The organism is Rugamonas aquatica, assembly GCF_009380215.1.
GTDB lineage: Bacteria > Pseudomonadota > Gammaproteobacteria > Burkholderiales > Burkholderiaceae_D > Rugamonas > Rugamonas aquatica_B.
In genome coordinates this window covers 233,440-258,221 of the sequence record NZ_WHUG01000002.1, presented here as the reverse complement: position 1 = coordinate 258,221, position 24,782 = coordinate 233,440, and the positions used below count along the sequence as shown (strand labels likewise).

24 protein-coding genes are annotated in these 24,782 nt (G+C 63.3%); 9 read left to right on the top strand and 15 right to left on the bottom strand.

Translation table 11 applies throughout. The features are described 5' to 3' along the window. Positions 1 to 9 precede the first annotated feature (9 nt). The 4 genes from ntrC to glnA form a co-directional block, all read right to left on the bottom strand. Positions 10 to 1,509, bottom strand: a complete 1,500-nt coding sequence (ntrC, locus tag GEV02_RS05435; RefSeq protein WP_152836926.1) for a nitrogen regulation protein NR(I) — start codon at positions 1,507 to 1,509, stop codon at positions 10 to 12. Between the two features lie 69 nt (positions 1,510 to 1,578). Further along, complete coding sequence (glnL, locus tag GEV02_RS05430; protein WP_070267359.1) at positions 1,579 to 2,676, bottom strand: nitrogen regulation protein NR(II); 1,098 nt, start codon at positions 2,674 to 2,676, stop codon at positions 1,579 to 1,581. Then, on the bottom strand, positions 2,673 to 3,173 hold the full coding sequence (locus tag GEV02_RS05425; RefSeq protein ID WP_152836925.1) for a DUF4124 domain-containing protein: 501 nt from the start codon (positions 3,171 to 3,173) through the stop codon (positions 2,673 to 2,675). The genes glnL and GEV02_RS05425 overlap by 4 nt, the downstream gene beginning before the upstream one ends. A 125-nt stretch (positions 3,174 to 3,298) precedes the next feature. Then, positions 3,299 to 4,714, bottom strand: coding sequence for a type I glutamate--ammonia ligase (gene glnA / locus GEV02_RS05420; RefSeq protein WP_008445691.1), 1,416 nt, complete (start codon positions 4,712 to 4,714; stop codon positions 3,299 to 3,301). 311 nt (positions 4,715 to 5,025) lie between these two features. Between glnA and GEV02_RS05415 the strand changes: the two genes are divergently transcribed. Beyond that, on the top strand, positions 5,026 to 5,484 hold the full coding sequence (locus tag GEV02_RS05415; protein ID WP_152836924.1) for a rhodanese-like domain-containing protein: 459 nt from the start codon (positions 5,026 to 5,028) through the stop codon (positions 5,482 to 5,484). Positions 5,485 to 5,490: 6 nt separating this feature from the next. Here GEV02_RS05415 and GEV02_RS05410 read toward each other — a convergent pair whose 3' ends face one another. The 7 genes from GEV02_RS05410 to GEV02_RS05380 all read right to left on the bottom strand — a co-directional run bounded on the left by GEV02_RS05410 (position 5,491) and on the right by GEV02_RS05380 (position 15,129). Next, positions 5,491 to 6,855: a TAXI family TRAP transporter solute-binding subunit gene (locus GEV02_RS05410; RefSeq protein WP_152836923.1), complete on the bottom strand. Its 1,365-nt coding sequence runs from the start codon at positions 6,853 to 6,855 to the stop codon at positions 5,491 to 5,493. Between the two features lie 145 nt (positions 6,856 to 7,000). Next, positions 7,001 to 10,120, bottom strand: coding sequence for a transglycosylase domain-containing protein (locus tag GEV02_RS05405; protein WP_152837515.1), 3,120 nt, complete (start codon positions 10,118 to 10,120; stop codon positions 7,001 to 7,003). 366 nt (positions 10,121 to 10,486) lie between these two features. Then, complete coding sequence (locus tag GEV02_RS05400) at positions 10,487 to 11,272, bottom strand: competence/damage-inducible protein A (RefSeq protein WP_152836922.1); 786 nt, start codon at positions 11,270 to 11,272, stop codon at positions 10,487 to 10,489. Beyond that, entirely contained in the window at positions 11,269 to 12,105 is an 837-nt protein-coding gene (locus GEV02_RS05395; RefSeq protein ID WP_152804839.1) for an EI24 domain-containing protein, read from the bottom strand. Before GEV02_RS05395 ends, GEV02_RS05400 begins: the two co-directional genes overlap by 4 nt. After that, positions 12,105 to 13,100: a sterol desaturase family protein gene (locus GEV02_RS05390; RefSeq protein WP_152836921.1), complete on the bottom strand. Its 996-nt coding sequence runs from the start codon at positions 13,098 to 13,100 to the stop codon at positions 12,105 to 12,107. The genes GEV02_RS05395 and GEV02_RS05390 overlap by 1 nt, the downstream gene beginning before the upstream one ends. Next, positions 13,097 to 13,972 carry a polysaccharide deacetylase family protein gene (locus GEV02_RS05385; protein ID WP_408014845.1) on the bottom strand — a complete coding sequence of 292 codons (876 nt, stop codon included), beginning with the start codon at positions 13,970 to 13,972 and terminating at the stop codon, positions 13,097 to 13,099. The genes GEV02_RS05390 and GEV02_RS05385 overlap by 4 nt, the downstream gene beginning before the upstream one ends. A gap of 185 nt (positions 13,973 to 14,157) precedes the next feature. Further along, positions 14,158 to 15,129, bottom strand: a complete 972-nt coding sequence (locus GEV02_RS05380) for a YVTN family beta-propeller repeat protein (protein WP_152836919.1) — start codon at positions 15,127 to 15,129, stop codon at positions 14,158 to 14,160. A 140-nt stretch (positions 15,130 to 15,269) separates the two neighbouring features. Here GEV02_RS05380 and GEV02_RS05375 point away from each other — a divergent pair, with 140 nt between their 5' ends. Beyond that, a complete protein-coding gene (locus GEV02_RS05375; protein ID WP_152836918.1) occupies positions 15,270 to 15,626 on the top strand; it encodes an FKBP-type peptidyl-prolyl cis-trans isomerase in 357 nt (118 codons plus the stop codon). 9 nt (positions 15,627 to 15,635) lie between these two features. On the opposite strand, the gene GEV02_RS05370 is transcribed toward GEV02_RS05375, so the two are convergent. Beyond that, positions 15,636 to 16,412: an anti-sigma factor gene (locus tag GEV02_RS05370; protein WP_152836917.1), complete on the bottom strand. Its 777-nt coding sequence runs from the start codon at positions 16,410 to 16,412 to the stop codon at positions 15,636 to 15,638. Positions 16,413 to 16,598: 186 nt separating this feature from the next. Between GEV02_RS05370 and GEV02_RS05365 the strand changes: the two genes are divergently transcribed. Next, positions 16,599 to 16,904, top strand: a complete 306-nt coding sequence (locus GEV02_RS05365) for an HU family DNA-binding protein (RefSeq protein ID WP_328595527.1) — start codon at positions 16,599 to 16,601, stop codon at positions 16,902 to 16,904. Between the two features lie 184 nt (positions 16,905 to 17,088). Beyond that, positions 17,089 to 17,340, top strand: a complete 252-nt coding sequence (locus GEV02_RS05360; protein WP_008445674.1) for an acyl-CoA-binding protein — start codon at positions 17,089 to 17,091, stop codon at positions 17,338 to 17,340. A gap of 10 nt (positions 17,341 to 17,350) precedes the next feature. Here GEV02_RS05360 and GEV02_RS05355 read toward each other — a convergent pair whose 3' ends face one another. Then, entirely contained in the window at positions 17,351 to 17,632 is a 282-nt protein-coding gene (locus tag GEV02_RS05355; protein ID WP_152836916.1) for a polyhydroxyalkanoic acid system family protein, read from the bottom strand. A 243-nt stretch (positions 17,633 to 17,875) separates the two neighbouring features. Between GEV02_RS05355 and fdxA the strand changes: the two genes are divergently transcribed. The 5 genes from fdxA (at position 17,876) to nth (ending at position 22,266) form a co-directional block, all read left to right on the top strand. After that, complete coding sequence (gene fdxA, locus GEV02_RS05350; protein WP_152804848.1) at positions 17,876 to 18,199, top strand: ferredoxin FdxA; 324 nt, start codon at positions 17,876 to 17,878, stop codon at positions 18,197 to 18,199. Between the two features lie 110 nt (positions 18,200 to 18,309). Beyond that, complete coding sequence (locus GEV02_RS05345) at positions 18,310 to 19,377, top strand: NAD(P)/FAD-dependent oxidoreductase (protein WP_152836915.1); 1,068 nt, start codon at positions 18,310 to 18,312, stop codon at positions 19,375 to 19,377. Between the two features lie 218 nt (positions 19,378 to 19,595). Beyond that, positions 19,596 to 20,831, top strand: a complete 1,236-nt coding sequence (locus tag GEV02_RS05340) for a polyhydroxyalkanoate depolymerase (protein WP_152836914.1) — start codon at positions 19,596 to 19,598, stop codon at positions 20,829 to 20,831. A gap of 113 nt (positions 20,832 to 20,944) precedes the next feature. After that, positions 20,945 to 21,622: an electron transport complex subunit RsxB gene (gene rsxB, locus GEV02_RS05335; protein WP_328595726.1), complete on the top strand. Its 678-nt coding sequence runs from the start codon at positions 20,945 to 20,947 to the stop codon at positions 21,620 to 21,622. Beyond that, the gene (nth, locus tag GEV02_RS05330; protein WP_152804855.1) at positions 21,619 to 22,266 is read left to right on the top strand and encodes an endonuclease III; all 648 of its coding nucleotides are present in this window, start codon (positions 21,619 to 21,621) and stop codon (positions 22,264 to 22,266) included. Before rsxB ends, nth begins: the two co-directional genes overlap by 4 nt. Position 22,267: 1 nt before the next feature. Here nth and proB read toward each other — a convergent pair whose 3' ends face one another. Beyond that, entirely contained in the window at positions 22,268 to 23,386 is a 1,119-nt protein-coding gene (proB, locus tag GEV02_RS05325; RefSeq protein WP_152836913.1) for a glutamate 5-kinase, read from the bottom strand. Positions 23,387 to 23,554: 168 nt separating this feature from the next. After that, positions 23,555 to 24,664, bottom strand: coding sequence for a GTPase ObgE (gene obgE / locus GEV02_RS05320; RefSeq protein WP_152836912.1), 1,110 nt, complete (start codon positions 24,662 to 24,664; stop codon positions 23,555 to 23,557). Positions 24,665 to 24,782: the final 118 nt, after the last annotated feature.

Genomic DNA, 24,782 nt, shown 5'->3' with positions numbered 1-24,782 from the left:
GCGCCGGGATCAATCGTCCTTGGCGCCGTCGATACCGAGTTCGGCGATCTTGCGGGTGATGGTGTTGCGGCCTATGCCCAGGCGCACCGCCGCGTCGTTCTTGCGGCCGTGCGTGTGCTTGAGCGCCGTGCGTATCAGCGCCGATTCGAACTGGCGGCCCAGCACCGCCATCACTTCCTGCTGGCCGCCGCTGAGCATGGTGGCGGCCTGCGCCTCCAGCAATCCCAACCACGCATCCGGCGAACCGGCCGTCGCATGATGACCCGCTTCCGGCACCGGTATCGCCATCACCGTGCCGTGGTGCTGCACCGGCGCGTAATGCTCGGCCGGCGCCGGCGCGTTGGTAGCGCTGCCCTGCTCCTGCGTCAGCTCCAGCGGCAAGTCCTTGACCTCCACCGTCTGCCCCGGCGCCATCACCGTGATCCAGTTGCACAGGTTTTCCAGCTGGCGCACATTGCCCGGCAAATCCAGGCCGCTGAGGAACTGCAAGGTGGCGTCGCTCATGCGCTTGGCTTCCACGCCCAGCTGCTTGGCACTCTGCACCAGGAAGTGGCGCACCAAAATAGGGATGTCCTCGCGCCGCTCCCTCAAACTGGGCAGGCGCAGCCGGATCACGTTGAGGCGGTGATACAAGTCCTCGCGGAACAAGCCTTCGCGCACGCGCTGTTCGAGGTTCTGGTGGGTGGCGGTAATCACGCGCACATTGGCCTTGAGCGGCTGGTGGCCGCCGACGCGGTAGAAGTGGCCGTCCGACAGCACGCGCAGCAGACGCGTCTGCAAATCGAAGGGCATGTCGCCGATCTCGTCGAGGAACAGCGTGCCGTTCTCGGCCTGCTCGAAGCGGCCGCGGCGCGTGGTCTGCGCGCCGGTGAAGGCGCCGCGTTCATGGCCGAACAATTCGGATTCCAGCAAGTCCTTCGGAATCGCCGCCGTGTTGAGCGCGATGAAGGGCTGCGATGCGCGCGGGCTGTGCTTGTGCAGCGCGCGTGCCACCAGCTCCTTGCCCGAGCCCGATTCGCCGGTGATCAGCACCGTCACATTCGATTGCGACAGGCGGCCGATGGCGCGGAACACTTCCTGCATCGCCGGCGCCTGGCCGAGGATTTCCGGGGTTTCCGACGGACCCGATTCAACGCTGGTCTCGCGCAGGCTCTCGTCCAGCGCGCGGCGGATCAGCTCGACGGCCTTGTCGATGTCGAACGGCTTGGCCAGGTATTCGAAGGCGCCGCCCTGGAAGGCCGCGACGGCGGAATCCAGGTCGGAGAAGGCGGTGATGATGATGACCGGCAGGCCGGGGAAGCGCGACTTCACCAGTTGCAGCAGGTCGAGGCCGGAGTCGCCCGGCATGCGGATGTCGGACACCAGCACTTGCGGCGTCTCGAACTCCAGCGCGGCGATGGCGTCGCGCGCGTTGGCAAAACTCTTGGTGGCCAGGTTTTCCCGGGCCAGCGCTTTTTCCAGTACCCAGCGGATCGATTCGTCGTCGTCTACTATCCAGATTGGCTTCATGTGTTGTGTGTATCCCGCAATATGGATCGTCAATCAAGGGACTCGGCGCCCGCCCCTGCCTGCCTGGGCTTATGGCAGCGGCAGCAGGATGCGGAAATCCGTATATCCAGGCCGGCTCTCGCACTCGATCACGCCCATGTGCTGTTGCACGAAGGTTTGCGCTAGGGTCAAGCCCAGGCCGCTGCCGCCTTCCCTGCCCGACACCAAGGGGTAGAAAATCCGGTCGCGGATCTGGGGCGCGATGCCCGGTCCATTGTCAATGATATGCAAGTCTAATGCCAGCCCGTAACGGACCTTGGCCAGCGTGACTTGCCGGGCGACGCGCGTCTTGAAAACGATCTCCGCATCGCCGTTATCGATGCGGCTGGCGAGCGCCTGCGCCGCGTTGTGGGCGATGTTGAGCACGGTCTGGATCAGCTGTTCCTTGTCGCCGCGGAACTCGGGTATCGAGGCGTCGTAATCGCGCAAGATGGTCAGGCCGGACGGGAACTCCGCCAGCATCAGGCTGCGCACGCGCTCCAGCACTTCGTGGATGTTGACGTCGCCGACGATGTGTGGCCGGCGGTGCGGCGCCAGCAGGCGGTCGACCAGCGTCTGCAGCCGGTCGGCTTCCTTGATGATGACCTGGGTGTACTCGCGCAGCTGGCCGGCGTGCAGCGCCGGCAGCTCCATCTCCAGCAGCTGCGCGGCGCCGCGTATGCCGCCCAGCGGGTTCTTGATTTCGTGCGCCAGGTTGCGGATCAGCTCCTTGTTGACCTGGCTCTGGTCGAGGATGCGCTCCTCGCGGTCCAGCTTGAGGTGCTGCAAGTGCTCGCGCAGCTCGATCAGGATGTGGCCTGCCGGCTCATCCAGCACCGAGACGATGCTGTGCACGTGCAGCGCATCGCGCCCGGCCCGCTCCAGCATCAAGTCCTGGCGCAGGTCGGAGAACTTGTGCTCGCGCGCCTGGGCGCAGATGTTGTCGAGTTCGCCGGGGTTGAGGAATTGCGCGCTCAGCGTCTGGCGCGACAGCGCCTTGAGCGAGCTCTCCAGCAGGTTTTCTGCGGCGGCGTTGGCGTAGACGATCTGGCCGTCGGCGTCCAGCAGCACCACGGCCGAGGCCAGCAGTTCCAGCCCCGCCAGTGAAGGCAGGCTGTGCCGGCCGGCTTGCTTACTCACTAAAGTCATCGGATATTCGCGATCTCACGTTTCAAGGCTTCCACATTTTTTTCCGAGCGGCTGATGTTGTCGCGCATGCCGGCCACCCGTTCCTGGTACTTGGCGTAGTTGCGCTCATCGCCGCGCCGTTCCGGCTCGCCGTTGTTGAACTCCTTGCGCAACTCGGCCAGCTTCTGCGTTTCGGTTCTCAGCTCATCCTCCAGAATGCCGCGGCGGTCGGCGTCGCGGGCCCGCTGCTCGGCGTTGTCGACGCGGGGAAAATCCCCCGGCGTGCTGACCGGCGCCGGCACGCCGGGCACGCGCGCGGGCGCGCCCTGGCGGCGCGGCGGCGCCGGCACCACGGTGCCCGGCAAGTCCATCGATTTGCAGTAGCTGCCGCGGTTGATATCGGTGTACTCGATGCTGCCGTTGGGCGCGGTGCACTTGTAGATCTGCGCTTGCGCGGCGGAGCAGACCAGCAGCGCCAGCAACACCGGCAGCGCGCATCGTTTGAAACGAGTTGTCATTCGTAATCCGTGGGTGGAACTATCCATCCCGAATATACAACATCCAAAGAAAAACGCGGGGAAAGCTCTGCTCGCCCCGCGTTTTTTGCTTCATTCCAGGCACCGGCATGGCCGGTGCGTTGTCATTACAGCGAGTAGTACATGTCGAACTCGGCAGGGTGAGTCGTCATGCGCATGCGCTGGACGTCCTGCATTTTCAGTTCGATGTAAGCGTCGATCATGGAATCGCTGAACACGCCGCCACGGGTCAGGAACTCGCGGTCTTTGTTCAGGTTGTCCAGCGCTTCTTCCAGCGACGAGCACACGGTTGGGATCAGTGCGTCTTCTTCCGGCGGCAGGTGGTACAGATCTTTCGATGCTGCTTCGCCCGGGTGGATCTTGTTGGCGATACCGTCCAGACCAGCCATCAGCAGCGCTGCGAAGCACAGGTAGACGTTGGCCAGTGGATCCGGGAAGCGGGTTTCGATACGGCGGCCCTTAGGATTGGCCACGTGTGGAATACGGATCGAAGCCGAACGGTTTTTAGCCGAGTACGCCAGTTTGACTGGAGCTTCGAAGCCTGGAACCAGACGCTTGTACGAGTTGGTGCCTGGGTTGGTGATCGCGTTCAGTGCCTTGGCGTGCTTGATGATGCCGCCGATATAGTACAGCGCGGTGTCGGACAGGCCGGCATAGCCGTCGCCAGCGAACAGGTTGACGCCGTCTTTCCAGATCGACTGGTGCACGTGCATGCCGGAACCGTTGTCGCCAACGATAGGCTTAGGCATGAAGGTGGCGGTCTTGCCGTAGCTGTGAGCCACGTTCCAGACCACGTATTTCAGGTTCTGGGTCCAGTCGGCGCGCTCGACCAGGGTCGAGAACTTGGTGCCGATTTCGTTCTGGCCGGCGCCGGCCACTTCGTGGTGGTGCACTTCGACCGGGATACCCAGCGATTCCAGGATCAGGCACATTTCCGAACGCATGTCCTGGAAGCTGTCCACTGGTGGCACTGGGAAGTAGCCGCCCTTGACGGTTGGACGGTGGCCGGTGTTGCCGCCTTCCAGCTTCTCGCCGGTGGTCCACGATGCTTCTTCGGAATCGATCTTGACGAAGCAGCCGGACATGTCGATCTTCCAGCGCACGCTGTCGAAGATGAAGAATTCTGGCTCTGGGCCGAAGTAGGCGGTGTCGCCCATGCCGGACGATTTCAGGTAGGCTTCAGCGCGCTTGGCGATGGAGCGTGGATCGCGGTCGTAGCCCTTGCCGTCGGCAGGCTCGATGACGTCGCACTGCATGAACAGCGTGGTCTCTTCCATGAACGGGTCGATGTTCGCGGTGTTTGGATCCGGCAGCAAAATCATGTCCGATGCTTCGATGCCCTTCCAGCCGGCGATCGAGGAACCGTCGAAGGCGTGACCCGATTCGAACTTGTCGATGTCGAAGTGCGACACAGGCACGGTAACGTGCTGTTCTTTACCACGGGTGTCGGCGAAACGGAAATCAACGAATTTGACTTCGTTTTCCTGGACCATTTTCAGAACTTCTGCGGCTGTCATTGCCATGCGTATCTCCTAAAGGAATGTGGGGCTCGTGCGCTCTTGGTAAGCAGTATTCGTGCCAGCATAAAACTCATCAGCTTATGTCGATAGCGTCTTTGAACTTGCAGGCAAATGAATCTAAAATTCGCCGACCGGCCCAAGTGCCACAATATGAGGCAGCTCAATACCGCACCAAGGGAGTGCATGTTCGAGATATTGCACCGTATTTGTGCATTTTTGGAATATTTCCGAAAAACGCACGGCTTTGGTGCGCCTGCCTGTGGTGCGCGTGCAGGAAGCCTATAATAAACTCAAACTTATTTCTGGAACATGACATGAGCAAAATAGACGATATTCTGGCGCTGGCGCGCAGCCGCAGCAAAGACTGGCCCTACGCGGGCGCCGTCACGCCCCAGGAAGCCTATGAACTGATCGCCGCCGACAACGCCGTCAAGCTGATCGACGTGCGTACCCATGCGGAGCGCGACTGGGTCGGACGGGTGGCGATACCGGAAGCCCAACATGGTGCGGTCCAGTGGACCATCTATCCGGGCGGCATCGCCAACCACGAGTTCATCGAGGAATTGAATTCGGTGGTGCGCAAGGACCAGGTGATTTTGTTCCTGTGCCGCTCGGGCGTGCGCTCGCGCGGTGCGGCCAAGCTGGCGACCGAACACGGCTACCTGCACTGCTACGACATCCTGGAAGGCTTCGAAGGCGACAAGGACGAGCGCGGCCACCGCAAGAACATCAACGGCTGGTGCAAGGCCGACTTGCCCTGGACCGGCGCCTGACGCCCGTCAGACCGCCACCGCCTCATCCACAGCGGGCGCCGACTCGCCCATCAGGAACTGGATACGCTTGCGCACGAACTGTATGTGGCTGCGCAAGCCATACAAGCCATCCGCAAACGACAGCGGGATCGACACCTGGTTGACCAGGTCTTCGATCTCGTTCAGGCGCTGCAGCTGCGCCTCGTACACCTGCATGCGCGACGCTTCCGGCGCCTCCTCCACCGCCTGCTCCACCGCGCGCAGCTGGCCGTACCAGCGGTACACACGCGAGCGGATGCGCCACACGTATAGCGGCGGCACCACCTTGGACAGCGGCAGTATCAGCGCGCCCAGCGCCACCACCACGACCCACATGCGGTCGAAGAAGTTCGCCAGCCAGAACGTCATATAGCGCTGCAGCAGCGGCGGCCCGCTCTTGTAGTACTTGGCCGCCTCGGCATCGACCGGAATCTCGGTGTACTTGGCCGACGGGAACTGGCCCTGCTGCGAGAACCAGCCCGCGCCGCTATGGATGCTGCTGGCCGCCTGCACGAACAGGTCGGTCAGCGCCGGATGCAGATCGTCGCGCGCCACCAGCGTGGCGGTGGGGGCGATCAGGTTGTAGTCCTCGGCCGGGATGTCGCGGCCCAGGTCGACGATCCCCTGCGGCAGCACCACATGCGTCAGGAAGGGCAGCTTGCGGGCGTAGGCTTCGGCCTGGTTAAAGTTGAACAGCTTGATGCCGGGCGTTTGCAGCAGCATCTGGATCAGCGGCGCTTCCGGCGCGGAGGTGAACACCAGGCCGTCGATGCGGCCTTCCAGCAGCTCCACCGTAGCCGGCGTGTTGGCCAGCGAGAAGCGCTCGACCTCGCCCTTCTCGACGCCGTTCAACTCCAGCACCTGGCGGAACAGGCGTGGCGCGCCGGCGCCCTTGGGGCCGTAGTTGATCTTCAAGCCCTTCAGTTGAGTCAGCTGGGTGATGGGCGGCTTGCCCTTGGTCTCGCGCAGGAACAGCCACAGCGGCTCGACAAACAGGCTGCCCAGCGAGGTCAGGCCTTCGCGTTCGGCCGCTTCCTCGTTGGTGGAGCCGCTTTGCACGAAGGCGATGTCGACTTCGCCGGCGCGCAGGCGCTTGAGGTTTTCACCGGAGCCGGCGGACGGCACCAGCGTCACCTTGACGCCGTGCTTGGCCAGCGCGGCCGCGTATTTCTTGCCGAATTCCTCGTAGGCGGAATTTTCCTGGCCGGTGGCCAGGCGCACCGTGCGCGGCGGCGCCGGGTCCACCAGCCAGTAGGCCAGCAGGCAGACGCCGGCAATCAGCGCGATGGTGGGTGCGGCGGCGACAAACAAGTCCCGCACTGAGAACTGCGTGAACTTGAGGATTTTGGACATGTGATGGCGTATCGGTTTCATGGGCTGATACATTGCCAACAAATGAGCAACTATGCAAGGGAAACACGAGCGCGTCGCTCCCGCGCAGGCGGGAGTCCATAGAACGCTGCCTCAGCATGGATCCCCGCTTTCGCGGGGACGACATTCAGCCGCCGCAGGTCTGCAGCGGCGGCGTCACCGCCGCCGTGGTGTTGCCGCCGGTCTTGACGATCACCGGCGGCGTCGCCCCCGGCTTGGCCACCGGATGCGGCTCGATCAGCGGCATCAGGTTGGGCGCCAGCACCACCAGCAGCTGCACCGGCAGCGCGCTGGTGAAGTCGTAGTTCTTCGATTCCGGGCCATGCACATAAGCCGTCATCGAACCGAAGAAGCGCTCGCCGATATTGAACACAAACGTCGCCGAGCGGTTCACATAACGCGACTCGATCAAACGTCCGCCGCCACCGTAGACGTCGAAACGCTGGTCGCCGGTACCGGTCTTGCCGCCCACCGGGATCACCTTGCCATCCGATCCCACGAAAGCCATGCGCGCCCGCTTGGCCGTACCGTCCGACACCACGCCGCGTATCGCATCCGCCACCACCCGCGCCACCTCCGGCGACAGTACCTGCTCGTTGGCGGTCGGCTTGCCCTTGGTGACCACCGTCTCATACGGCGTCCCCTCGGCGAAGTGCAGCGAGCTGATGCGCTGACTGCTCTTGCGCACGCCGCCATTGACGATAATCCCCATCATCTCCGCCAGCGCCGCCGGACGATCGGCCGACGCGCCCAGCGTGGTCGCATACGACGGCACCAGCGAATCGAACGGATAACCCATCTTCTTCCACTGCTTGTGGATTTCCATGAAGCCTTCCACCTCGATCAGGCCGGCGATGCGCTTGTCCTGCGCGTGCTTGTGGTGAGTCTTGAACAGCCACTGGTAGACCTCCTGCCGCTCCTGCTCGCTGGCCGCCGTCATCTGCGACAGCGTGGCGCCCGGATGCAGCCGCATATAGGCCGCCATCCACAGCTCCAGCGGGTGCACGCTGGCCAGGTAGCCGCGATCCGCCAGCGACCATTTGTCGATCGCGTACTGGTCGTACAGCTTGGCCACGCGCTCTTCCGGCACCTCGTTCTGCGACGGCAGGTTGTCCTTCAGGAAGGCCGCGAACTGCTGCTGGCTGGCCGCCGGGTAGACGGTGCGATGGATCACCGCCAGCCGCACCGGCGTGCTGCGGATGTTCGCCAGCAGCACCTTGTCCAGCTCGGACGCCTGCTTGCCCTTGTACTTGACGTAGAAGCGCGCCAGGAATTCCTTGCCTTCCTTGTCGGCGAAGCGCGCCAGGTATTGCGCGCGGCGCGGGTCGTCCGCATCGGCCAGCAGCGACGCCGACGAGCCCGGCGACTGGAACATGTAGTACTTGGCCACGTCGCGCATCAGGCGCACGAACACCAGGTTGGTCGAGTGGCGCAGCGCCTCGGTCACGGTCAGGATCTTGCCGTTGTCTTCCTTCGAGAAGTTGCCGAAGTGGTGAAGCCCGCCGCCGGTGAAGAAGCCCTCGCCCGGATTGCCCGAATACTTGCGCTCCATGGCCGCGTTCAGCATCGGCGTCAGCTCGCGTCCGCCCTTATCCAGCGGCAGCGCCTTGAAGTAGTCCAGCGCCCACTGCGACAGCTTGTCCTGCGGATCGACGCGCACATTGCCCAGCGCCGCCGTATCCATGCCGCCATACTTGCGGTGCAGCTGGTCGACGATGTCCAGGTAAGTCACCAGCGTGCGCAGCTTGGCGGTCGAGCCCAGGTCCAGCTTGGCGCCTTCGTTGATGTCCAGCGGCTGGTCGAAGTTATCGGTCTGCAGGCGCAGCAGATTGTTCTGCTCGCCCTTCTCCAGCAAGGTGAAGCTGTACACCACATTGGCCGGATCGCCGTTGCCCAGCATGCCCTTGCCGGTCAGGCCGGCGGCCTTGGCCTTCTCGGGATCGCGCAGGTCGCGCAGCACTTGCGTGACGGCGGTCTGGGCTTGCGCGTCCAGCGTGCTGACCACGCTCAGGTCGAGCCGGTCCAGGTTGTACATGCGGTTGTCGCCCAGCAGGTTGGCCAGATGATTGCGGATCGCGTTCGATGCCTTGCGCGAGACGAAGGTCATCGCCGGCGCCGACTCCAGGCCATTGCCGGTGGCCGGATGCAGTTTCTGCTGCAAGGCCATATCGCGCATGGCCGGCGTGATGACGCCGTCCTGCGCCAGGATGCGCAGGTGGCTGTTGGCCAGCACTTCCAGGTCGGCCGCGCCATTGCCCAGATAATGGCTGGGGCGGCGCTGCGCGATCATCAGGCTCAGCGCTTCCTTGTAGGTCAGCGCGGTTTCCGCATCCGGGTTGTCGAGATTGCCGCCCAGCAGGCGGTTGAAGTCCGGGAAGCTGCGGCCGTACCACACCCACATGCCGTCGCCGATGCCGTTCACCTCGCCGTAGCCGGGCTTGGCCGACAGCGGCACCGTGTTCAGGTAATCGATGACGATGCGGCGGCGCGCCTTGGTGGTGTCCGGGCCGTCCTGGTAGGAACGCAGGCTGGCCGACACCATCTGCTGCAGCTTGTCCTTCATCGAACCGGTGCGGCCTTCCGGCGAATGGCGGTATTTCTCGATCTGCGTGGCCAGCGTGCTGCCGCCCGCCGCGCGATGGCCGCCGGCGACCGAGCTGACGCTCTTTTCAATCACGGCCTTGCCCAGACGATCCCATTCGACGGCGGGATTGCGGGTCGGGTACTTGGTGTCGAGCAGCTCGCGGTTTTCGATGAACAGCAGGCTGTTAATCAAGGCCATCGGCGCCTGCTCGAACTTGTTGTAGATGCGCTCGGGATAGCTGGCGGCGAACAATTCCTGCGCGCGGCAATCGTAGATCGTCAGGCCGGTCTTGGTCTTCTCGCGGTAGGTGGCGAACACGCCCATGTCGGCCAGCTCGGCCATCTTCGGCGAGATGCGGACCTGGGCGCTGACCTGGTAGTCGCGCGCGCTCAGCTTGCCCAGATAATCCGGCAGGCCGGCGTAGCCGAGCCGTTCGTCGTACGGGCTGTCTTTCGGGAAGCGGATAGCCTTGCTGGCGCCCGGCTCCATCTTGTACGTCATCTTGCCGACCAGGTCGGTGAAGATGCGCGCCTGCATGCTGGAGGTGCGCGTTTCCTGCACGCCCCAGTAGACCGCGAACGACAGGCCGACCAGCAACACCAGCAGGAAGGCATTGCGCGAGCGCTTGCTCTTCGGCGGCACTTCAGGCGGCGGCGGGTCCATCTGGGCCTGGGCCAGATGCGCTTCGGTTTGCTCGGGAGTGGGCGGCGGCACGACACGCAAGTGCCGGGTGCGACGATAGCCAAATGCTGCGGCGCCTGCGCGCAATTTGCGCACTGCGCGAACAACAATACGGGGCCGGCGGAAACGACGATTGCTTAACATATGATTCAAACCGGTCAGCTGTTTCAGTAAAACTTACTCGAATGTATGCACTACATTGCTAGCTTCCATTGCACCACATCAGAGAGGTGCGAACCGGCGCGGAGGCAGAATAATTTTACCGCGCCGTTTGTTTTTCGCAAAAAAACAACGGCGCTCTTCCGCAGGGAAGAACGCCGTTTTGCAGCGTTTGATAACAGTGTGGCACTAAGTGTTGCTGAACTCTACACGGAGCTTCTTGAGCTCAGCGCACAATTGAATAAACGCAGTGGCTGTCTGGACCGCTTCACCTTTGACACCCAGCTCGATGTGGCGGCGCGTGTTCGCATCGCCCACGCTCGGCAGGCTGAATACCTTCACGCGCGGATAGCGCGCTTCCAGCTCCACCATCAGCGGCGTCAGCGCCGATTCGGCCGCCTCGTACACCAGCACCGATTGCTCCAGGCGCGGCTCGCGGTTGAACAGGTCGGCGTAGTGGTGGTCGAGCACCCACTCGATCATCGGCCACGCCATCACCGGGAAGCCCGGCACGAAGTAATGCTTGTGCAGCGAGAAACCGGCAATGTTGTTGTACGGGTTAGGAATCAGCGCCGCGCCCTGGGCGAACTCGGCCATCTTCAGGCGGTGCAGGTTCTCGGCCGAGTTCAGGTCGACTTGCTGGCCGGCGTCCTGCCCCATTTGCAGGATGCGCTGCTGGATGTTGATCTTGCCCTGCTCGTGCATCACCAGCGGCAGGCCCAGCGCGTTGGCGGCGGCCAGGCGCGTGTGGTCGTCCGGCGTGGCGCCGATGCCGCCGCAGCAGAACACGATGTCGTCGCTGGCGAAGGTGCGCTTGAGCGTGGCGGTGATGCGCTCGGGATCGTCGGCCAGCACTTCGGCCCAGTTCAGTTGCAGCCCACGCGCCGCCAGCAGCTGCACGACTTTGGGAAAGTGCTGGTCGACGCGCCTGCCGGACAGGATTTCGTCGCCGATGATGATGAGACCGATCGTCATGATTGCCCGCTTTCTTCAATGGTGGTGACAACAACGGCCGCGGCCCGCAAGCGCGCCAGCGCATCGAGACAATAATACGCAAACCACAGGCCGGTGAAGATAAAAATCAGCACGTACAGCCAGATCGACGCCGCCGCCAGGAAGGGGAACAGCACCACCGCCATCACGGTGCCGCCCAGCCAGATCGCGCCCGGCACGGCGCCGGCCGCGCCGGAGATCACGCCGATCGCCAGCAGGCGCCAGCGGTGTTCGGCCAGGATCTGGCGGCGTTCCTCGGCGCTGGCGTAATCGGCCAGCGCGTCGTACACCATCACGCGGCAGGTCAGCCAGCCCCACAGCAGCGCCTGCACGATCACCGCCAGCGGTGGGAAGAAGTACAGCGGCAGCGTCACGATCCACAGGCCGATGAAGATCGCCATGCCGCCCAGCGCGGTCACGGCGCTGCCCAGCAGGCTGCCGCCCTTGCGCTGCTCCAGCTGCGGATAGTGGCGCAGGCCGACGTGGCGGCCGATCAGCGGCATCGCGATCACGCCGATGAAGATCAGCGCGGTCAGTATCATCAGCGGCAGGAATAGCAGCATCGCGATCAGCGGCGGCATCACGGTCTTCAGGAAGGCCAGCCCCAGCGACGCCAGCAGATTGCCGGCCGGCGTGAACAGATTGTGCTCGGCGAACTGCGCGTGCACGTAGTCGATCAGCGGTTGCAGCCAGAAGTACAGCGCGACGGCCCAGACGCCGACCGCCAGCAGAAAGGGTGCCAGGCTCATCGCCAGCATCTTGCCATGCCATTGGGACAGGAAAGCCCGGCCCCACGAACGTATCACCTGATTCATCAGACCACATCCTTGCGTGCGTATTCCACCATGCGCTTCAGGCCCAGCCATTGCTGCGCCCAGAAGCCCCTGCCGTACTCGCGGCCCGGCGTGACCACGCCGCGCTCATCGGTCTGCGGCAGCTGGTCGCGGATGCCGGTGGCGACGAACTGCGGCGTGAAATTGGCGGTGCGGAAAATGATGTCCCAGACCGGCAGCAGCACGGCGAAATTGCAGCCGCCCAGCGTGCCCTTGCCGTGCGACTCGTGGCCGACGCCGATCGCGTGGTGCATGCGGTGGTAGCGCGGCGACACCAGCAGCCATTCGCCGACGCGGCCGAAGTGGATGCGCACATTGGCGTGCTGCAGGCTTTGCAGGATGCGCGAGACCGACACCAGCATCACGTACTGCGCCGGCTCGACGCCGATGCACAGCGCGATCACGCCCATGTAGACGTCGCGCAGCAGGTCGTCGAGCAGGTGGTTGCGGTTGTCGCTCCACAGGTTCATATTCTGCTGGCTGTGGTGCAGGCCGTGCAGCCCCCACCACCAGTTGAACTGGTGCGAGGCGCGGTGGTACCAGTAATCGAAGAAGTCCAGCACCACGAAGTAGACCATGAAGCTGCCCAGCGGGCTAATGCCAGGCATCAGGGTTTCGAGGTTGAGCGGGTGGAAGCTTTCAAAGCGCAGCATGGCGGCCACGCTGTCCATCAGCGGATCGAGCGTGAAGAAGATCAGCACCGGGAACAGGCCGATGCGGTGCAGCACGGTGTAGATGAAGTCGTTCCAGCGGGCGCGCGGGTCGGTGATCTTGTGCACCGGGATCATCGCCTCCAGCGGGCGCAGCACCAGGAACAGCAGCGTCAGCTCCAGCATGCCGATCAGCAGCCATTCGGTGCCTTCGAAGGCTTCCTCGACGAACTCGCCGCAGCCGAGCTGGAACACCAGCGGCTGTATCACTGTCTCGAACAACCAGCCTTGGGCGGCGCCCAGCCAGTCGGAAATTAATTGCATCATGGGTGTTTCGAACTCGGCTTGAACTGTGAAAGATAGTCGGGGTGCTCGCGCAGCGTGGCGAAGCAATAGCCCTTTTGTTCCAGGCCGCTGATCAGCGGCTCCAGATTGGCCGGCGCCCACGCCTCCTTGCGCGACCAGATGCCCATGTGGGCGACGAAGATGTCGCCATCGCGCAGGTCACGCAGCGACTTCTGTAACAATACCGCATTCGGGTAGGCCGCGCTGGAGAGCTCGTCGCCAGAGAAGCCGGCCGGCGCCCAGCCCACGTGGGCGTAGCCGCAGGACTGCGCCGCCGCCAGCGAGCGCGGCGTGGTGCGGCCGGCCGGCGCGCGCCAGATCGGGTCCAGGTGCTTGCCGGTCAGTTCGACGAAGCGCTGGTCGACCCGCTTGATCTCTTCGCAATACTGCGCCGGCGTCAAGGCAATGGTTTTGCCGGCGTGCGCGCCGAAGCCGGGCTTGACCAGGATCTCGCCATTGGCGCCGTCCTTGGCCAGCACGTCATGGTCGAAGGTGTGGGAGCCGATCGCATGCCCTTCGGCCACGCGGGCTTTCCAGTAGGCCGACCACGACGGATCCAGCGAATAGTCGCCGTTGACGGTTTTCTCGTTGGCCAGGAAGAAGGTGGCCTTGATCTTGTGGCGGTTCAGCGTATCGGCGATCAGGCCGGCCTGGGATTGGCTGCCGGTGTCAAAGGTCAGGTAGATGGTGCCCTTGCAGGCGCTGTGGTGCAGCACGGCCGGCTGCGGCTTGGCGGCGGCCGTCGTGGCGGCGCTTGCCGATGCGGCGACCGCCGCAGCAGAAGCTGGCGGCGCTGCAACTGCTGCCGTTGCGGATGCTGCCGCAGGTGCTGCGGCTGCCGCCGCTGCGGCGATGCCGGCGGCCTTGGCTTCGGCCGCGCGTCGCGCCGGGCCGTTCAGGCTGCGGGCGTGGGCGTTGGCGGCGCGGGCGGCGTCGTTGAGTTCACGCGCGCCGTTGTTGGCTTCGCCGGCCTGGCCGGCAGCCGACATCGCCGGCGGGGCCGCCAGCGCCAGCACGGTCAGGGCGGCGGCGGCCTTCATTACATGCGCTGGGCGGAGTTGAAGAAGAACACTCCGTGCGGCGAGCGTCCCACCGGTATCAGCTTGGTCACTTTGCGGGTGGCCAGATCGATCACGGCCACCTTCTTGATCCAGCGCAGCGTTACCCACATGGTTTTGCCGTCGGCGGTCACTTCCATGCAATCCGGGCCGCCCGGAACATTGATCTGGCCGACGTTTTCCAGCGTCTTCTGGTCGATGATGTTAATCGAGTTCGACACCCGGTTCGACACATAGGTGTAGCGGCCGTCGCCGGCGGCGCGGAAGTTGTGCGCGCCCTGGCCGGTCTTGATGCGCTTGACGGTCTTCTGGGTTTTCCAGTCGATCACTTCGACGTAATCGCTGCCCATGATGCCGACCAGCAGATACTTGTCGTCCGGCGTCATGGCGATACCTGCCGGCAGTTTGCCGACCGACATGGTCCACTTCAGCGTCTGGGTGCTCAGGTCGATGGCGCTGACCTGGTCGCTGCCCTGCTGGGTGATGAACACCATATTGCTGGCGGCGTTGAAGGCCATGTGGCTGGGCAGCTTGGCCAGCGGAATGCGCTTGGCCAGCGTCAGGCTGGCGCCATCGTATTTGTACAGGTCGACGCGGTCCAGGCGCAGCGAGTTCGACACGAACCACTTCTGGTCCGGCGAGAAGCCGATCTGGTACGGATCGAGGATGTCCTTGATGGTGCGCTGGACCTGGCCGGTCTTCGGGTCCAGGAAGATCAGCTCGTTGCCCACCGAGCTGGCAACGATCAGGGATTTGTTATCCGGGGTCGACATCAGGTGGTGCGGCTCTTTGCCAACCGGAATGGTGGACAGGTCTTTGTAAGTATCCTGGTCCAGCAGCTGTATGGTGGCGTCGCGCGAGTTGAGCACAACCACTACGTTCGCCTGCGCGCTGCCGATGGCAGTGACGGCGCAGACACAGGAAAGCACGATACGGCGGAAACTACGGAGCATGAAAAAATCGCTTGAAAGAGCAAAACGTTTATTTTACGTGCAAACTACGCCGGGACGAGACAAATGCCGTAATTATTCCTTCGCCCGGGCGCCCTGCTACAATTCGAGGCTGTCTTTAACGTATCCATAGAAGGAAAATCATGTCCACCATCACCACCGAATCCGGTCTGCAATACATCGAACTGACCGTGGGCGAAGGCGCCGAAGCCAAAGCCGGCCAGAACGTCACCGTGCACTACACCGGCTGGCTGCGCAACGACGACGGCACCAAGGGTCCGAAGTTCGACTCCAGCAAAGACCGCAACGATCCTTTCGAATTCGCCCTGGGCGCCGGCATGGTGATCCGCGGCTGGGATGAAGGCGTACAAGGCATGAAGATCGGCGGCGCGCGCCAGCTGATCATCCCTGCCGATCTGGGCTACGGCTCGCGCGGCGCCGGCGGCGTGATTCCGCCGAACGCCACGCTGATCTTTGACGTCGAACTGCTGGGCGTTTAATTACGTTCGCTAGCGCTGCCAGTTGCGGCGCAGCGCTTCCAACTCCGCTCGCGTGTCGAGCATGCCGCCGACGATGCGCTGGTCTATCGCTTCCAGCAGCGCCGTCGGCATTTCGGTGCCGGCCATCCGGTAGGCGCCCATCGCCGGCACAGGCCGCGCGTTCTGCACCAGCACCGGTATCCGCCATTCATCGCCGACGCGGCAAGCTATCCCCACCAGATCCTGGCTCAGGCCGACCAGCGTAAAGCTGCGGCAATAACCGCCCTCGTTCGACAGAAAACTCAAGCCCACCCGCACCTCGCCCTCCGACGGCGCGGCGCCGCCCATCTGCTGGCTCAGCGCGCCATCCAGCCGGCCCTGCGCGATCAGCATGCCGTTGCGGCTGGCCACCGTGGTCGGCGCGACAGGCGCGTCGCCGAACCAGCCCGGCTGCCAGCGCCCCAGACCGAATTTGCCGGCCGCCAGACCCAGCACCATCACCAGCATCAGCGCGCTCCATTCCAGCCAGCCCCACTGGCGCTTGGCGGCCTTGCGCGCGGCCTGCTGCTGCGCGGCGCGCTGCGCCCGCACGGTGGCCAGCTGCACCACGTTGGCGCCCTGGCGCGGATGGCCGCCCAGGCCGGGCTGCGCGTGCCCGGCATAGCGCTCGTCGCGCGCGGCGCGCAGCCGCTCGACGCGGCGGCCGATGCTGCTGTCGCGGCGCATGGCGGACTCGACGGAGCGACGGGTGGCGTCGTCCAGATCGCCGTCGGCGTATGCAATCAGTGTCTCGTCTGAAAAGGTCATAATTCCCGTCCGTGGTCGTTCCATCATAAACCTTTTTACGGCGCGTGGCGGCATGGCGCGCACCGCATAGCACCAGTAAACACGGGGGTTTTATTGCAGTGCAGCGTGGCGCGGCAGCTACTGTAAGGGCTACTTCGTACAGAAACCATTACATTTGACAATATTTATGCTAATCTGCGCGCTCTAATAACCAAGGAGGTAGTAATGAAAAAAGGCGAATTGATTGCAGAATTTGCGAAACGCACTGAAGTGTCCGCTGCTGCCGCCAACGGTGCAGTGAATACTCTGATCGCCATCATCACCGAGCGTCTGAAAAAAGGCGACACGGTAGGCATCACCGGCTTCGGCACCTTCTCCGTGGCGAAACGCGCTGCCCGTAAAGGCCGCAATCCTGCAACCGGCGAAGCGATCAAGATCGCCGCGTCGAAAACTCCTAAATTCTCGGCTGGCGCCACCCTGAAATCGGCCGTCAACCCGACCAAGAAGAAGTAAGCAGGCCAGCACGCGGCGTTCGCGCCGCAGTGTCAGTGCCCGCGAGGGCACCGGAAACGGCGGTGCATGCCAAGTCCTCGGACCTGCATGCCCGCCGTTCTGTTTTTGAGGAGACCCTCTAGCGGCTTTTGCGGTGGCTGCGGGTATGATGGCGCGTACCCCATTCCACACACGAGGAGAAGTGATGAGTTTAGAAGAGCAATTCGCGCAAGCCCAGCTCGATTCCAAGAATCTGCCTGAGCGTCCGGACAACATGACGCTGCTGAAGATCTACGCGCTGTTCAAGCAGGGTTCGGCGGGCGACGCCACCGGCGACCGTCCCGGCATGACCGACTTCGTCGGCCGCGCCAAGTTCGACGCCTGGGCCGCCCTGCAAGGCACCTCGCTGGACGAAGCCAAGCAGCAGTACATCGACCTGATCGAAGGCCTGAAGTAAGCTGCGTCCCTTATGCGCCCGTGAACACGCGGCGCATTTTATCGGCCACCTTGGCCTCGATCTGCGAGGCGAACGCGCCGAACAGGAAGCCCAGTTCGATATGCAACCGGGCCTCTTCCTGAAGCAAACTCAGCGATCCGCTGACGCCGCTGCGCTCGAAACGCAGCACATCGCCGTCCCAAACACATTCCAAATCAAATTGCTCGGCCAGCTTGTCTGCCACTTGTTGGGCGGCCGCGCGGGCCGCTTCCGGCGCCAGGTGGTGCGCCTGGACGATGTTGATATCTGCCATCCGGCATCCTCGGTAATCAAAAAAGCGCCATGATGCCAGTTGCGCCGCGGCTGCGCCAGCCCGGCCGCCCCGGAGCGCGGCGGCTTCCCGCCCAGTGCCGGAACGAATTTGCTTATATGTATTGTATATAAGCGCAATTTGTGAGAAATAGCGAATTACCTTAAAATACAGTGCTTTGCTGAGGTTAGCCGGGCCATCCCACCGCCGCCGACGCCGCTGCACACCAACATTGATAGGACTGTTATGACCCACGTTGTCACCGAATCTTGCATCAGCTGCCGCTACACGGACTGCGTCGATGTTTGCCCGGTAGATTGTTTCCGCCAAGGCCCGAACTTCCTCGCCATCGATCCAGACGAGTGCATCGACTGCGCCGTCTGCGTGGCCGAATGCCCGGTCAACGCGATTTTTGCCGAAGAAGATGTGCCGGGCGACCAGCAGCAATTCATCAAGATCAACGTCGACCTCGCCCGCAACTGGCCTTCGATCACCAAGACTATCCCTCCGCTGGCGGAAGCGGATCAGTTCAAGGACGTCAAAGAAAAACTGCACCTGCTGGTACGCTAAGACACCGTCTGGCGAGGCAGCAAAGGGGCAGCGCCTTCCGCGTCCGCTGGCGACAGCCGGCGCGCAGCCTCGTGTTGCCTAACCATTACTGAAATAACAGGAACCCACGTATGAATAGCACTGTCACTCCTCCTGGCGTCATCGAAGCCGATGCCGTCATCATCGGCGCCGGCCCGGTCGGCCTGTTCCAGGTCTTCGAACTCGGCCTGCTGGAAATCAAAGCCCACGTGATCGATTCGCTGGGCGCGGTGGGCGGACAGTGCGTGGAACTGTATCCGGACAAGCCGATCTACGACATCCCTGCCGTGCCGTCGTGCACCGGCCAGGAATTGACCGACAACCTGCTCAAGCAGATCGAGCCGTTCGAACCGACTTTCCACCTGGGCCAGGAAGTGACCAAGGTCGCGCGCCGCGACGACGGCCGTTTCGACGTCGAAACCAGCACCGGCACCGCCTTCATCACCAAGACCATCTTCATCGCGGCCGGCGTCGGTTCGTTCCAGGCGCGCACGCTGAAGGTCGACGGCATCGAAGCGTTCGAAGGCTCGCAGCTGCACTACAAAGTCAAGGATCCTGCCCTGTTCGAAGGCAAGAACCTGGTCATCTGCGGCGGCGGCGACTCCGCGCTGGACTGGGCGCTGAACTTCGTCGGCAAGGCCGAGTCGGTCGTGCTGCTGCACCGCCGCGAAGACTTCCGCGCCGCGCCGGCGTCGGTCGCCAAGATGAAAGCCTTGTGCGATGAATACGAGATGCAGCTGATTATCGGCCAGGCCACCGGCCATGAAGTCGATGCCGACGGCAAGCTGTCGCAGCTGAAAGTGACCGGCGCCGACGGCGTCACCCGCCGCGTGCCGCTGGACATGCTGCTGGTGTTCTTCGGCCTGTCGCCGAAGCTGGGCCCGATCGCCGAATGGGGCCTGGACATCGAGCGCCGCCAGCTGAAGGTGCAGAACACTGAAAAGTTCGAAACCAACGTGCCGGGCATCTTCGCCGTGGGCGACATCAACACTTATCCGGGCAAGAAAAAGCTGATCCTGTCGGGCTTCCACGAAGCCGCGCTGGCCGCCTTCGGCGCCGCGCCCTACATCTTCCCGGACAAGAAGATCCACATGCAGTACACCACCACCTCGCCGAAACTGCACAAGGTGCTGGGCGTCGAGACTCCGGTCTTCGATTAAGTACGATAAGCAACTGTCCTACACAAAAGCAGCGGAAACGCTGCTTTTTTTATTGGTTCGGCGGTATTATTATTTGACCACAGCGGGACTGTGGATAATACGTACCCTTGCCCCGCAGTATTTTGGAATGCTTTACGTCACGAACAATTATTCTATAATCTGGCTTATGATGTATGGTATTGGTGCATCGCACCAAGCTCTCGATCCCAGGAATACATATGCTCTACCAACTGCACGAAATGCAACGCTCGTTCCTGACGCCCCTGATGCAATGGGCCGACGCCTCGTCCAAGATGTTCAGCAATCCGGTGTCGCCGCTGGCGCACACGCCGTTTTCGCAGCGGATCGCGGCCGGATACGAGCTGATGTACCGGCTGGGCAAGGATTACGAAAAACCGGCGTTTGAAATCGACAGCATCGAGCTCAAGGGCGAGAGCGTCGGCATCATCGAACAGGTCGTCACCAACAAGGCCTTCTGCCGCCTGATCCACTTCAAGAAAGACCTGGACGACAAGAAGGTCAAGGCCCTCAAGCAGCCTACCGTGCTGCTGGTGGCGCCGCTGTCCGGCCACCATTCGACGCTGCTGCGCGACACCGTGCGCGGACTGTTGCTGGACCACGACGTCTACATCACCGACTGGACCGATGCGCGCATGGTGCCGCTGTCCGAAGGTGCGTTCCACCTGGACGACTACATCTACTACGTGCAGGACTTCATCCGCCAGCTGGGCCCGAACGTGCACGTGATTTCCGTGTGCCAGCCTACCGTGCCGGTGCTGGCGGCGATTTCGCTGATGGCCACCGCCAAGGATCCGGCGCTGCCGAAGACCATGACCATGATGGGCGGCCCGATCGACCCGCGCCGCTCGCCTACGCAGGTCAACAACCTGGCCACCGAAAAGAAATTCTCGTGGTTTGAAAACACCGTGATCTACGCGGTGCCGCCGAACTACCCTGGCTTCGGCCGCAAAGTGTATCCAGGCTTCCTGCAGCACGCCGGCTTCATCGCCATGAACCCGGGCCGCCATGCGCAGAGCCACCGCGAGTTCTACATGCACCTGGTCGAAGGCGACGACGAGCCGGCCGACAGCCACCGCAAGTTCTACGACGAATACAACGCCGTGCTGGACATGCCGGCCGAGTACTACCTCGACACGATCAAGACCGTGTTCCAGGACTTCGCGCTGCCGATGGGCACGTGGAAGGTCGGCGGCAACCTGGTGCGTCCGCAGGACATCACCTCGGTGGCGCTGTTCACCGTCGAGGGCGAGCTGGACGACATCTCCGGCGCCGGCCAGACCCAGGCCGCGCACGACCTGTGCACCGGCATCCCGGCCGACATGCAGCAGGACTATGTCGCGCCCGGCGCCGGCCACTACGGCATCTTCTCCGGCCGCCGCTGGCGCGAGATGGTGTGCCCGAAAATCACCGACTTCATCAAGAAACACGGCTGAGCGGACACCGTCCTCCACCAGTAGCCCGTGTGTGCTGGCGACGTTCGACAACGTCGCCAAGCCACACGGGCTTTTTTATTGGATAATGGCGCTTTATCGCCATCACATCCGCCGTGCCGACTCCCCCCTCACTCGCCGACCGCATCGAAGACGTCCTGCCGCAAACGCAATGCACCAAGTGCGGCTATGACGGCTGCCGGCCGTATGCGGAAGCGATCGCCGCCGGCGCCGCCCAGATCAACCAATGCCCGCCAGGCGGCGCGGAAGGCATCGCCAGGCTGTCATCGGTGACCGGCTACCCGGTCATCGCGCTGAACCCGGTCAACGGCCTGGAGCGCCCGCGCGCGGTCGCCTACATCGACGAGTCGCTGTGCATAGGCTGCACGCTGTGCATCCAGGCCTGCCCGGTCGACGCCATCATCGGCGCGGCCAAGCTGATGCACACCGTGGCGCCCGAGCTGTGCACCGGCTGCGACCTGTGCGTCGCGCCCTGCCCGGTCGACTGCATCGTCATGTACCCCGTCACCGAGACCACCGGCTGGGACGCCTGGCGCCAGGCCGACGCCGACGCCGCGCGCGAACGCCACGATTTCCGCACCCTGCGCCTGCGGCGCGACCAGCAGGAAAACGACGCCCGCCTGGCCGCCAAGGCCCAGGCCAAGATGGCTGCGGTGCACGCGCTCGATCCGGCCGATGCCGCCGGCGAAGCGGAGAAGGAACGCAAGCGCGCCATCATCGCCGCCGCGATGGAGCGCGCCCGTTTGAAAAAAGAATCTGAAACCAAGCAATGAATCCAGCCAAACGCCAAGAAATGTTCGAGCGCTTCCGCGCCGCCAATCCCAAACCAGAAACCGAACTTGAATACACGTCGCCATTCGAACTGCTGATCGCCGTGCTGCTGTCGGCGCAGGCCACCGACGTCGGCGTCAACAAGGCCACGCGCAAGCTGTATCCGGTGGCGAACACGCCGCAGGCCATACTGGACCTGGGTGAAGAGGAATTGAAGACCTACATCCAGACCATCGGCCTGTACAAGACCAAGGCCAAGAACGTCATCTCGACGTGCCGGATGCTGGTGGAGCTGCACGGCGGCGAAGTGCCGCGCGACCGCGAGTCGCTGGAGGCGCTGCCGGGCGTGGGCCGCAAGACCGCCAACGTGGTGATGAACACGGCTTTCGGCGAACCGACGATGGCGGTGGACACGCACATCTTCCGCGTCTCCAACCGCACCGGCCTGGCGCCGGGCAAGAACGTCGACATCGTCGAACAGAAGCTGTTGAAATTCGTGCCGAAGGAATTTTTGCAGGACGCCCACCACTGGCTGATCCTGCACGGCCGCTACACCTGCAAGGCGCGCAAGCCGGAGTGCTGGAACTGCATGCAGCTCGACCTGTGCGACTACCGCAGCAAGACCCCGGCTCCGGACAACCTCTAGATTAAACCAGCACCAGGTTGTCGCGGTGGATCAGCTCCTGGCCTTCGACGAAGCCCAGGATGGATTCGATTTCGCTCGACGGCTTGCGCATGATGCGACGCGTTTCCGCGCTGGTGTAGTTGGACAGCCCGCGCGCCACCGCCACGCCGTCCGGGCTGACGCAGGTGATGACCGCGCCGCGTCCGAACTCGCCCTTCACATCGACCACGCCGATCGGCAGCAGCGACTTGCCTTCCTTGCTCAGTTTCTGCACCGCGCCGTCGTCCAGCACCACCTGCCCCGCCGTGTGCAGGTGATCGGCCATCCACTGCTTGCGCGCCGTCAGGTGGCCGGTCTGCGCCGCCAGTTCGGTGCCGATCGCCTCGCCGCTCGCCAGCCGCTCCAGCACATTGTTCTCGCGGCCATACGCGATGACGGTATGCGCGCCCGACTTGGCGGCGCGCTTGGCCGCCAGGATCTTGGTCAGCATGCCGCCGCGACCCAGGCTGCTGCCCGCACCGCCTGCCATCGCCTCCAGCGCCAGATCGCCGGCGCGGCCTTGCTGGATCAGCGTCGCCGACGGATCCTTGCGCGGATCGGCGCTGTACAAGCCTTGCTGGTCGGTCAGGATAATCAGCGCGTCGGCCTCGATCAGGTTGGCCACCAGCGCGCCCAGCGTATCGTTGTCGCCGAACTTGATTTCATCGGTGACGACGGTGTCGTTCTCGTTGATGATGGGTACCACGCCCAGCCGCAGCAAGGTGGTCAGCGTCGAGCGCGCGTTCAGGTAGCGTTCGCGGTCGGCCAGGTCGGCGTGGGTCAGCAGCACTTGCGCCGTGCCCAGCTGGTGGGCGCGGAAGCTGGTCTCGTAAATCTGCGCCAGGCCCATCTGGCCGACGGCGGCGCAGGCCTGCAATTCATGGATGTCGGTGGGGCGCTGCTCGAAGCCCAGGCGAAGCATGCCCTCGGCGATGGCGCCGGACGATACCAGCACGACTTCCTTGCCCAGGGCCCGCAGGCCCGCAATCTGTGACGCCCAGCGCGCGATGGCGGCGTGGTCCAGGCCACGGCCGTCGTTGGTGACGAGCGAGGAACCGACCTTGATGATGATGCGCGTAGCTTTTTGTATGACGGAATTCATGGGTGCGACAATTCTCCAAACAAGCGGATGATGGGTTCAGTGCTGTGATTTGGCGGGCGGATTGCCCTGCTTTGCCGCTAACAGTCGCCGGCCCTGCTGTGGCAGGACGGGCGCCGAGATGGAAAGGCATAATCAGCTGATAACTGATTATGCCGGTGATGCAGAGGATTAGTCGAGGATTTTGAAACGCGGATCGTCCGGATCGATGGACGAGATGCCACGCGCCTCTTCCGTCATCTGGGTTTCTTCCGCGCGCTGCTCGGTGTGGCGCTTCTCTTCCAGGTGCTTCTGGATGGCGTTGACCAGCTCCTGCGTGCCGTCGTGGCTCAGCGCGGAGATCTCGAACACAGGGCCCTTGAAGCCGAACTTCTTGATGAAGTCCTTGACGCGCTTGACGCGCTCCGCTTCCGGCACCATGTCCAGCTTGTTCAACACCAGCCAGCGCGGCTTGTCGACCAATGCTTCGTCGTATTTTTTCAGTTCGTTGACCAGCGCCTTGGCTTCCTTGACCGGATCGACTTCCGTTTCGAACGGTGCCAGGTCGACGATGTGCAGCAGCAGGCCGGTGCGCTGCAAGTGGCGCAGGAACTGGTGGCCCAGGCCGGCGCCTTCGGAAGCGCCTTCGATCAAGCCGGGAATATCGGCGATCACAAAGCTCTTCTCGTGCGACACGCGGACCACGCCCAGGTTAGGGTGCAGCGTCGTGAACGGGTAGTCGGCAATTTTTGGACGCGCATTCGACACGGCCGAAATAAAGGTCGACTTGCCGGCGTTCGGCATGCCCAGCAGGCCGACATCGGCCAGCACCTTCAGTTCCAGACGGATGTCGCGGCGTTCGCCTTCCTTGCCTTCGGTCTTTTGACGCGGGGCGCGGTTGGTCGAGGTCTTGAAGTGGATGTTGCCCCAGCCGCCCTCGCCGCCCTTGGCCAGCAGTTCCATCTGGCCGTGTTCGGTCAAATCGGCCAGGATTTCGCCGGACAGATCATCGATAATCAGCGTGCCGACCGGCATGCGCAGATGGATGTCGTCAGCGCCCTTGCCGTAGCAATCGGCGCCACGGCCGGATTCGCCGTCTTTACCGCGGTGCACTTTGGAGAAGCGGAAATCGACCAAGGTATTGATGTTACGGTCCGCTACAGCCCAAATCGAGCCACCCTTGCCGCCGTCGCCGCCGTCAGGGCCGCCGAACGGGCGGAATTTTTCACGGCAAAACGAGGCGCAACCATTGCCGCCGTCACCACCGATTACTTCAATTTTTGCTTCGTCGATAAACTTCATGATGTACCGCCATAAAACTAAAAAGGCCCTACCGTGGGCAGAGCCTTTCGATTGAAGGCTTGCGCCTTACAGACTTGGCTCGCAGTGCGAGCCAAGTCGACCCGCATCACTACGAGCC